Annotated in this window: 10 protein-coding genes and 1 pseudogene; 5 read left to right on the top strand and 6 right to left on the bottom strand. The window is 72.0% G+C overall.

The window, feature by feature from the left end; genetic code table 11:
* The 3 genes and pseudogenes from E6U81_RS28650 to E6U81_RS28640 all read right to left on the bottom strand — a co-directional run.
* Positions 1-102 (bottom strand): annotated as a pseudogene (locus E6U81_RS28650) (ectoine/hydroxyectoine ABC transporter ATP-binding protein EhuA); the annotation flags it as partial.
* Between the two features lie 8 nt (positions 103-110).
* Positions 111-980 carry an amino acid ABC transporter permease gene (locus E6U81_RS28645; protein WP_225885144.1) on the bottom strand — a complete coding sequence of 290 codons (870 nt, stop codon included), beginning with the start codon at positions 978-980 and terminating at the stop codon, positions 111-113.
* A 111-nt stretch (positions 981-1,091) separates the two neighbouring features.
* Positions 1,092-2,054: an ABC transporter substrate-binding protein gene (locus tag E6U81_RS28640; protein WP_031151656.1), complete on the bottom strand. Its 963-nt coding sequence runs from the start codon at positions 2,052-2,054 to the stop codon at positions 1,092-1,094.
* Positions 2,055-2,580: 526 nt separating this feature from the next.
* On the opposite strand from E6U81_RS28640, the gene E6U81_RS28635 reads away from it, so the two are divergent.
* From E6U81_RS28635 to E6U81_RS28620, 4 genes are all read left to right on the top strand, one after another.
* Positions 2,581-3,783, top strand: coding sequence for an NADP-dependent malic enzyme (locus tag E6U81_RS28635; RefSeq protein ID WP_030963439.1), 1,203 nt, complete (start codon positions 2,581-2,583; stop codon positions 3,781-3,783).
* 197 nt (positions 3,784-3,980) lie between these two features.
* Positions 3,981-4,943, top strand: a complete 963-nt coding sequence (locus E6U81_RS28630) for a zinc-binding dehydrogenase (RefSeq protein ID WP_136232946.1) — start codon at positions 3,981-3,983, stop codon at positions 4,941-4,943.
* Between the two features lie 58 nt (positions 4,944-5,001).
* Positions 5,002-5,211: a helix-turn-helix domain-containing protein gene (locus tag E6U81_RS28625; protein WP_030013034.1), complete on the top strand. Its 210-nt coding sequence runs from the start codon at positions 5,002-5,004 to the stop codon at positions 5,209-5,211.
* Positions 5,211-5,783 carry a Clp protease N-terminal domain-containing protein gene (locus E6U81_RS28620; protein ID WP_136232945.1) on the top strand — a complete coding sequence of 191 codons (573 nt, stop codon included), beginning with the start codon at positions 5,211-5,213 and terminating at the stop codon, positions 5,781-5,783. The genes E6U81_RS28625 and E6U81_RS28620 overlap by 1 nt, the downstream gene beginning before the upstream one ends.
* Before the next feature lie 124 nt (positions 5,784-5,907).
* Here the strand turns inward: E6U81_RS28620 and E6U81_RS28615 are convergent, their stop codons facing one another.
* Both E6U81_RS28615 and E6U81_RS28610 read right to left on the bottom strand, forming a co-directional pair.
* The gene (locus E6U81_RS28615) at positions 5,908-6,807 is read right to left on the bottom strand and encodes a PadR family transcriptional regulator (RefSeq protein ID WP_136232944.1); all 900 of its coding nucleotides are present in this window, start codon (positions 6,805-6,807) and stop codon (positions 5,908-5,910) included.
* 1 nt (position 6,808) lies between these two features.
* Positions 6,809-7,750, bottom strand: coding sequence for a DUF4097 family beta strand repeat-containing protein (locus E6U81_RS28610; protein ID WP_136232943.1), 942 nt, complete (start codon positions 7,748-7,750; stop codon positions 6,809-6,811).
* A gap of 153 nt (positions 7,751-7,903) precedes the next feature.
* Here E6U81_RS28610 and E6U81_RS28605 point away from each other — a divergent pair, with 153 nt between their 5' ends.
* Positions 7,904-8,821: a hypothetical protein gene (locus tag E6U81_RS28605; RefSeq protein WP_240804059.1), complete on the top strand. Its 918-nt coding sequence runs from the start codon at positions 7,904-7,906 to the stop codon at positions 8,819-8,821.
* On the opposite strand, the gene E6U81_RS28600 is transcribed toward E6U81_RS28605, so the two are convergent.
* A complete protein-coding gene (locus E6U81_RS28600; protein ID WP_136232942.1) occupies positions 8,740-9,675 on the bottom strand; it encodes a LysR family transcriptional regulator in 936 nt (311 codons plus the stop codon). The two genes, E6U81_RS28605 and E6U81_RS28600, sit on opposite strands and share 82 nt — an antisense overlap.
* Between the last annotated feature and the right edge of the window lie 47 nt (positions 9,676-9,722).

Below are 9,722 nucleotides of genomic sequence, written 5' to 3'. Positions count from 1 at the left end.
GCCGACCAGGCAGAAGACCTCACGCGGGGCGACCTCCAGGTCGATGCCCTTGAGGATGTGCGCCGCACCGTAGGACTTGTGGACGCCCTCGGCCTTCACCATGGCAGTCATCAGGCCACCGCCTTGCTGTTCGAGAAGCTGGACAGCTTCGCCTTGATCTTCTGCAGCGGCGTGGGCGGCAGGGTCCGGAGCGCGCCACGGGCGTAGCGGCGCTCCAGGTAGTACTGGCCGACGCTGAACACGCTGGTCAGCGCGAGGTACCAGATCGAGGCGACGAAGAACATCTCCATGACCGCGAACGAGGTCGAGGCGATGTCCTGGGCCGCGCGCAGCAGGTCGAAGTACTGCACTGCGACGACGAGCGACGACGTCTTGAGCATGTTGATGAACTCGTTGCCCGTGGGAGGCACGATCACCCGCATGGCCTGCGGCAGGACGACGCGGCGCATGGTCTGCGTCCGGGTCATGCCCAGCGCGTGCGAGGCCTCGGTCTGGCCCTCGTCGACCGACTGGATGCCGGCACGGACGATCTCCGCCATGTACGCGCCCTCGTTGAGGCCGAGGCCCAGCAGCGCGGCCAGGAACGGCGTCATGACCTGGGTCATCTCGTCCTTGTAGAACCCGAGGTTCAGGATCGGGAAGATCAGGGCGAGGTTGAACCAGATGAGGAGCTGTACGTACACCGGGGTGCCGCGGAAGAGCCAGATGTAGAACCAGGCGATGGTGCTGGTCACCGGGTTCTTCGAGAGGCGCATGACGGCGAACAGGACGCCGAGCGCCAGGCCCAGGGCCATGGCGGTGACGCTGATCCAGATCGTGTTGACGACACCTCGCAGGATCGAGGGGTCGAACAGCTTCTCCGGCACGGTCGCCCAGCGCACGTTGCCCTGCGAGAAGGCGACGATGAGCGCCACGACCAGGCCGATGACGACCACGGCACTGATCCAGCGGCCGTAGTGGCGGACCGGGATGGCGCGGATCGCCTCGGGGGGGACGGAACCGGCCGGCGGGGTGTCCGCCGGACCCGGGTCCTTGTCGAGCTTGTCAGTCACAGTGACTGCCCTTCAGTGTGCTGCGGTGGTACGCGGAGGTCAGGAACCGGCGTTGATCTTGGCCTCGGTGACGGCGCCGGAGCCGGCGTTCCACTTGTCCAGCGCGGCCTTGTAGGTGCCGTCCTTGATGATCGCGTCGAGGGCTTCCTTGAGCGCGTCGCGCAGCTCGGTGTTCTTCTTGTCCACCGCGATGCCGAAGAGGCCGGCGTCGGTCGGGTTGGCGATGGCCTCGAAGTCGTTGCCGCCACCGGCGGTCTGCGCGATGTACGCGGCGACCGGGGAGTCGTTCAGGTCGGCGGCGGCGCCACCGGCCTTCACACGGGTCTGGGCCTCGGCGTCGGTCGGGAAGGACTCGACCTTGAGCTCGCCCTTGCCGTCCGTCTTGCACTTCTCGGCCTGGGTCTTCGCGGACTCCTCGTACGTGGTGCCGCGCTGGACGGCGACCGTCTTGCCGCACAGGTCGTCGAGGGTCTTGATGCCCTGCGGGTTGCCCTTCTTGACCAGGATGCCGGTCGAGGCGGAGAAGTAGTCGACGAAGTCGACGCCGGCACCGGTCTTGGCGCCCTTGTCGTCCAGGCCCTCCTGACGGGCCTTGGTGTCGGTGAGCGAGGACATGACCAGGTCGCTGCGGCCGGTCTGCATGCTGCCGATCAGCGTGTCGAAGGTGCCCGACTCGAACTTGAACTGGACGCCGAGCTGCTTGCTCAGGGCTGCGGCCACGTCGGGGTCGACGCCGACGATCTTGCCACCCTCGGTGAACTCCATCGGCGCGTAGGTCGCGTCGGTGCCGACCTTGATCACACCGGCGTCCTGGATCTTCTTCGGAAGCTTCGAGAAGAGCGGCGCGCTGCTGTTGTTCGCCGCACCCGACGGGGTCGACGACGCCTTGTCGGTCTGGTCGCCACAGCCGGTGAGGATCAGGGCGCCGGCGACCGCGATCGCGCCGACCGCGGCGATCCGGGACCGTGCGGCGGTCGTACGACGGGTGGTGCTAGCGGTCATGGCTTCGTTCCTCCGACAGGGGTCGAAAAGCATCGAAAAACGGTCGGACACGCACCATCGAGTGTCGCGACCTTGTGTGATTACGGCATCTTGCCATTCGGACTGAGACATTCAGGCTGCCCGTCAGGTCAAAATCGCATAACGGGCGACACGGGTAGGCCAACAGGACTGCGGGCAAGGGGGTTCGAGGCCGCAGATACTGCCGTGACCAGGCCTTTTGGGCGCAGTTTCTACGGAGCGTCTCGCCCACCGGACGCGAAGGTTTGGACTTTTCGCCAAAAGGCGGGCAGTTGACCTACGGTTGAGCCGGAATCGACTCGTCTGAGCGAGCGTTCTTCGGGTAGAACAGATCCTTACACCCCTCATCCGGGGCTCAGGGCGCGCGTGCGGCGCGCCCGCGCGTACGAACCTCCCCTTCGCGGAGACGGGCCAACCGTCGATGCGGAGTACGGACGCGGTGCCCGCCCACCCCTTAACCAGGAGTGGCCACCCTCAACGAACAAAAGGAATTAAGGGGTCACACGAAGTGGCAGCGGAGATCGTCAACCCTCGCAGCGACAGTGCGACGGACAACAACCCCGACGCGGTGTTCGCACTGCACCGGGGCGGCAAGATGGCCATCCAGGCAACCGTTCCGGTGAACGACAAGGACGACTTGTCCCTGGCGTACACCCCGGGCGTGGCGAAGGTGTGCACCGCCATCGCCGAGCAGCCGGAGCTGGTGAACGAGTACACCTGGAAGTCCAACGTGGTCGCCGTCGTCACCGACGGTACGGCCGTGCTCGGCCTCGGTGACATCGGCCCGGAAGCCTCCCTCCCCGTGATGGAGGGCAAGGCCATCCTCTTCAAGCAGTTCGGCGGTGTCGACGCGGTCCCGATCGCGCTCGCCACCAAGGACACCGACGAGATCGTCGAGACGGTCATCCGTCTGGCGCCCTCCTTCGGCGGGGTGAACCTGGAGGACATCTCCGCCCCCCGCTGCTTCGAGATCGAGCGGCGCCTCCAGGAGGCGCTGGACATCCCGATCTTCCACGACGACCAGCACGGCACGGCCATCGTGACGCTGGCCGCGCTGCGCAACGCCGCCAAGCTCACGGGTCGCACCCTCGGCGACCTGCGCGCCGTGATCGCGGGCGCGGGCGCGGCGGGCATCGCCATCGCCAAGATCCTGGTGGACGCGGGCATCGGCGACGTCTGCGTCACCGACCGCAAGGGCGTCGTGTCCGCGGACCGCTCCGACCTGACGGACGTCAAGGCGGAGATCGCGGGCCTGACCAACAAGACCGGCCAGACCGGCTCGCTGGAGCAGGCCCTCGCCGGCGCGGACGTGTTCATCGGCGTCTCCGGCGGCTCCGTCGCCGAGGAGGCGGTGGCCACCATGGCGAAGGACGCCTTCGTCTTCGCCATGGCCAACCCGAACCCGGAGGTCCACCCGGACGTCGCGCACAAGTACGCGGCGGTCGTGGCCACGGGCCGTTCGGACTTCCCGAACCAGATCAACAACGTGCTGGCGTTCCCGGGCATCTTCGCGGGTGCCTTCAAGGTGCGCGCCACGCGGATCACCGAGGGCATGAAGATCGCCGCCGCCGACGCCATCGCCGGTGTCGTCGGTGACGAGCTCGCCGCCGACTACGTGATCCCCTCGCCGTTCGACGAGCGCGTCGCGGAGGCCGTCGCCGCGGCCGTCGCCGCGGCGGCCAAGGCCGACGGCGTGGCCCGCCTGGCCTGATCACGGACCCGAGCAGTACGCGAAGAGGCCCGACCGGATCCATTCCGGCCGGGCCTCTTCGCATGTGCGCGGCGCTCGCGCGGTGCCGCGCCGGGGGCCCCTGCCGCCCGCGGGAGCGGGCCGGGTGCGACGAAGGCCTCACCCGTGCGGTCGCGGGAGGTCTGGAACGGGGACCTACCGAGCGGTAGCGTCGCCGCATGTTCGCTGCCTATGCCGCCCGAATCGACCGTGACCAGCCGCTGAACGGCCTTGTGCTGGGCGACCGCCCCGCTCCCCGGGCCCGTCCCGGCTGGGTGACCGTGAACGTCAGGGCCGCCTCCCTCAACCACCACGACCTGTGGTCGCTGCGCGGGGTGGGCCTCGGCGAGGAGAGCCTCCCGATGATCCTCGGCTGCGACGCCGCCGGGATCGACCAGGACGGCAACGAGGTCGTCCTGCACTCCGTGATCGGCCAGAGCGGCCACGGGGTCGGCCCGGACGAGCCCCGCTCGATCCTGACCGAGCGCTACCAGGGGACCTTCGCCGAGCAGGTGACCGTCCCCGCCTGGAACGTCCTGCGCAAGCCCGCCGAGCTGTCCTTCGAGGAGGCCGCCTGCCTCCCGACGGCCTGGCTGACCGCGTACCGGATGCTGTTCACGAACGCCGGGGTCCGCCCCGGGGACTCCGTCCTGGTCCAGGGAGCCGGCGGCGGTGTCGCGACCGCCGCGATCGCCCTCGGCAAGGCGGCGGGCCTGCGGGTCTTCGCCACCAGTCGCGACGAGGCCAAGCGCAAGCGGGCCGTGGAGCTCGGCGCGGTCGAGGCGTTCGAGCCGGGTGCCCGGCTGCCGCAGCGGGTGGACGCGGTGATCGAGACCGTGGGCGCCGCCACCTGGTCCCACTCGGTGAAGTCCCTGCGTCCCGGCGGCACCCTGGTGATCTCCGGCGCCACGAGCGGCGATCGCCCGGCGCACGCCGAGCTGACCCGGATCTTCTTCCTGGAACTGAAGGTCGTCGGCTCGACGATGGGCTCCAAGGACGAGCTGGAGGATCTCCTGGCCTTCTGCGCCGCGACCGGGCTGCGGCCGGTGATCGACGAGGTCCTGCCGCTGGACCGGGCGCGCGAGGGATTCGAGAAGCTCGCCTCGGGCGACCTCTTCGGAAAGATCGTCCTCAAGCCCTGACCCCCCTTCATGTCAACCAGGGTTGACGATTCTCCCGCGTCAACCTACATTGACATGCATGACCGAAGCCACTGATCTCGCCGAGCGGGCCGGTGACCGGGACCCGCGCGTGGGCCTGCGTGCCGTGGCCGCCCTCCGCAGGCTGCTGGAGCAGCTGGAGGCCGTACAGGTACGCAGCGCCCGCGCGCAGGGCTGGTCCTGGCAGGAGATCGCGGCCGAGCTCGGCGTCAGCCGGCAGGCCGTGCACAAGAAGTACGGGAGGCTCTGATGTTCGAACGCTTCACCCGTGACGCCCGGTCGGCAGTGACCGGGGCGGTGGCCGAGGCCCGGCAGGCCCGGGCCGCCACCGTCACCGAGGAACACCTGCTGCTGTCCCTGCTGGCCCTGGGCGCCCTGGACCCCCTCGGCGTGGACCGCGCGGCGGTGGCCGCCGACCTCGCGGCGGCCCGTCGGCGGGGCGGCATGTCCCGGGCGGACGAGGAGGCACTGGCCGGACTCGGCATCGACCTCACCGAGATCGTCTCCCGGATCGAGGAGACCCACGGCGAAGGGGCCCTCGCGGCGCCCGCGCCGCGCCGGCGGACCCTGGGCTCCTCGCTCCGCTCGGCCCTGGGGCGCGCCGAACCGGACGACCTCGGCGGCAGCCGCCACGTCCCCTTCACCGAGGGCTCGAAGAAGGTGCTGGAGCAGTCCCTGCGCATCGCGCTGGGCCGCAAGGACAACCACATCGGCACCCTGCACCTGCTGCTGGCCCTGCTCTCCCGCCCCGGCACGGTGTCCGAGGTCCTGGCGGACCACGGCATCACCTACGCCACGGCGGAATCTAAGCCGGCGGCGTAGCGGCTCGGCCCCGGCGGCGTTCGATGCGCGAGGCCCTGGGTCACGCCGAGGGCCCGGGCGGAGTCCCGGGGCCCCGGCCCCGCCGGGGGCGTTCGGCGCGGCGCCACGGGCCAGGGGCTACGGGCTACGGGCGGGGGGCGAACGTCCCGTTCAGCCGGGCCGCGGCGGACGCGAGGTGGTCGCGGGCCTCGGCCACCCGGGCCTCGGTCACCCCGTGGTCCCGCGCGGCGTCGCGCACCTCGTCGCGGAAGCGGTCCAGCAGCCGGTCCAGGTCACGGGCCGGGTCGCCGGTGGGCGCCAGGTCCGCGGCCCAGCCCGGGGCCCGGCCCGCGTGGGCCGCATCGGGCCGGCCCGCCGCGCCGGCGCCCTGGGAACCGCCGCCGAGCCAGGCGCCGGCCAGACCGCCGAGGACACCGCCGGACTTGGCGAACTGCTCCTGGAGCTGGCCCGCGATGCGCTGGACCTCCTCGCGGGCCCGGTCCTGGGCCTCCTTGGCCTGGCGGCGGGCCGTCTGCGCCTCCTCACGGGCCCGGCGGCTCTCGTCCTTCGCCCGGCGGGCCTGCTCCTTCCACTCCTGCCTGGCCTTGCGCAGCTCCTCCTTGGCCGCCTTCCAGGAGTCGTCCTCGCCCACCCGGGTGGCCGACGCGGAGGCCGCCTCCCGCATCTCGCGCCGCAGGTCGCCCGCCGCGCCACGGACGTCGCTGCGGATCTCGGCGGCCAGTTCGGTGACCGAGTCGCGGATCTCCAGCTCCAGGTCGGCCAGCTCGCCGCTGCGGTCGGCCAGTTCGGCGCGGCCCGCCTCGGTGATGGAGTACACCTTGCGCCCGCCCTCGGTGGCGTACGTGACCAGGCCCTCCGCCTCCAGCTTCGACAGGCGCGGATAGACCGTGCCCGCGGAGGGGGCGTAGAGGCCCTGGAAGCGCTCCTCCAGCAGGCGGATCACCTCGTAGCCGTGGCGCGGGGCCTCGTCCAGCAGCTTGAGGAGGTAGAGGCGGAGGCGGCCGTGGGCGAAGACGGGCGGCATGTCAGAGCACCTTCTTGTCGAGCGCGAGCGGGGCGGGGGTGTCGGGGTCGGCCTGCGGGCGGCGCAGCAGGGCGATGCCGCCGGAGACCGTGGTGGCCCGCAGGGTGCCGGCGCCGGAGCCGAGGGTGCCGGTGATCCGCTTGGCGCCGAGCTGGCCGGAGACCCGCAGGTCCTCGAAGGCGTTGGAGACGCCGCCGGTGGCGGTGTTGGCCTCGACGCGGGCGTCGGCGGGGTGCGGGAGGCGGATGGCGACCTGGCCGGAGACGGAGTTCAGGGCGATGTCCACGGGGCGCTCGGCGTCCGGGCCGGGGTCCAGGTCGATCAGCATGTCGCCGCTGACCGAGTCGGCGCGCACGCTCACGCCCGCGCCGTCGACGACGGTGAGGCCGCCGGAGACCGAGTGGAAGCCGAGGTCGCCGGTGACCGACTGGGCCTCGACGCTGCCGGAGACGGTGTGCGCCTTGACCCGGCCGGACAGTCCGACCAGCGTGGCATCGCCCGAGACCCCCTTGACGTCGGTTTCGGCGGAGATGCCGGACACGAAGGCGGCGGCGTCGACCGTGGCGACGTGGACGCGGGTGGCGGCGGGCACGGTGAGGGTGACCGCCACACGGCGCTCCCACACCTTGCGGCCGGAGGCGGAGGAACCGGACCAGGCCTTCCAGGGCTTGTCCTCGAACCACTGCTTGAGGCCCTGGGAGCCGTTCCAGGGCACGTCCTCGTAGGAGACCGTGAGGACGCCGTCCTCCTGCACGACATACAGGGGCGGTCCGTCGACCTCGGTCACCTCCAGGCGGGCCGGGCCCTCCTCGGCTGCCACCACGTTCACGGTTCCGCTGACGACGCGTACGCGGAGCTCGGTCACCGGCTCCTCGAAGGTGAGCTTCTGCGGTTCGGCGAAGTGCCACGTCGACCGCGACGGCTGGGACGACTGCTCTGACATGGTGCTGATCCTCCTCGTGCGTTCACGGACAGGCTCGACGCACGCAACATATCGCGTCTTCTGAGAACACGATATATCGCGGTCGGGTGAAGTCAAGCAGCGTGTCGCAATCCGCCATTTGGGGGTGATTTGCCTTAGCGTGTGAGCATGTCAATTTCCGGGCCCCCGACCGGCGGGCTGCTCCTCTGCCGCACCGACCCGCTCACCGCCCGCTCCCCCGCGCACCTGCTGCGCGTACGCCTGCTGCTCGCCCCGGCCGGCGCGTGGACGGTGCTCGTTCCCGAGGACAAGCCGTGGCTGGCGGGCGAGGAGAGCACGGCCGAGGTGTTCTCCGGCTGGGGTTCGACAATCGCGCTCGGCGCCGACCGGCCGGTGCTGGGCCTGTGGTGGGAGGGCGAGCGGGCCGGGTTCTCGCTGGCCGGCGGCTTCCGGCGGACGGTCTCCCAGCAGTGGGACGCGGCCGGGCAGCCGTCCGGCGATCCCGACGCGATGCGGACCCTGGCGGCGCGGCTCGGGCTGGATCCCGTACTCGACCTGGAGGAGCTGGAGCGGCTCATCCGCCCCGGCTCCGGGCCGGGCGCGGACGGCCCGGCCCGGCTGCGCGGGCTGACCGCGCTGCTGACCCGCGCCGGCCTGGCCCTGCCGCCCGGCCTGACGCCGGGCGAACCGGCCGACCGGCTGCGCAGCGCGGCCCGGATGGCCCCGGGCGTGGAGGCGCTGGAGCGGTCGGGCCGGCGCGACGCCCTGCGGGCCCGGCTCGACGGGGTGGAGGCGGGCCCGCTGGGCCCGTGGGTCCGCGGTCCGAGAGCCCGGCGGCTGGGCGCGGCACAGGTGGCCGCGGGTGCCCCGGTCCTGGCGTGGGCGGCCCGGCGCCGGAGCCCGGCGTGGGCCGCGGCCGGTGCCTTCCTACTGGCCCAGGGCGCCCTCTCGCTGGCCTACGACCGGGCGCGCGCCCGGAGTCGGGCCGTCGGGGCTCCCCCGGGAGCGGGTCAGGCCGCCTCCAGCAGGGGGCTCGCGTGGTGGTGCAGCCACGCCCGGTACGGGGGCGTGCGCAGGGCCGCCTCGCGGTAGGCCGCGCGGAGGTCCTCGTAGACCTCCGCGTGCGCGCCCGGGCGGGTCGCCAGGAGCAGCCGCACGGCCAGGGGGTCCCCGCACAGCGGCCGGATCGCCATGTCCTCGCGCGGCCCCGAGGTCGGCTGGCAGGGCGCGACGGCCTCGCCGGAGATGATCAGCGAGGTCGCCGTGTGGTAGTCGGTGTGCAGCACCGGCGGGTCGAGCCCGGCCCCGGCGAAGACCCTGCGCAGGCCGTCCCATTCACCGTCGACCGACGGATCCACCGCCCAGCGGTCCGCGGCCAGGTCCCGTAAGGAGACGATCTCCTGTCTCGCGGCGGGATGGTCCCTCGGCATCGAGACGAACTGCGGCTCCCGCTCCATCAGCACGTGCGTCTGGAGCCCCTCGGGCACCCGCAGCGGACTGCCCTCCACCTCGTGCACGAACGCCACGTCCAGCTGCCCGGTGGCGACCATCCTGAGCAGCGCGTTCGCCGAGACGTCCACCAGGAGGGAGGTCTCGGTGTCCGGCAGCCGCCGGTGGAGGCGCCGCAGCCATCCCGGCAGCGCCCGGCTGGCCGTCGATCCGATGCGCAGCCGCGGGCCGTGGGCCTGCGCCCGGGCCTCCGCCACCAGCGCGGCCATGTCGGCGAGAAGCGGCCGGGCCCGGCCCAGCACGGTGCGGCCGAAAGGAGTGGGCCGGCAGCCGGTCCGCTCGCGCAGGAACAGCTCGCCGTCCAGGGCCCGTTCGATGCGGCGCAACTGGGTCGTCAACGAGGGCTGGCTCACGCCGAGTTGCCGGGCGGCCTTGTGCAGGCTGCCGGCGTCGGCGATGGCGCACAGCGCGCGCAGGTGCCTGACCTCAAGCTCCATGCCCCGAGGGTAGGCCGGGCCCGTGGACCGCACCAGCCACCGATAGC

The organism is Streptomyces sp. A0592, assembly GCF_004795115.1.
GTDB classification, from domain to species: domain Bacteria; phylum Actinomycetota; class Actinomycetes; order Streptomycetales; family Streptomycetaceae; genus Streptomyces; species Streptomyces erythrochromogenes.
The sequence above is the reverse complement of the archived record's forward strand: the minus strand, read 5'-3'. Positions and strand labels throughout refer to the sequence as shown.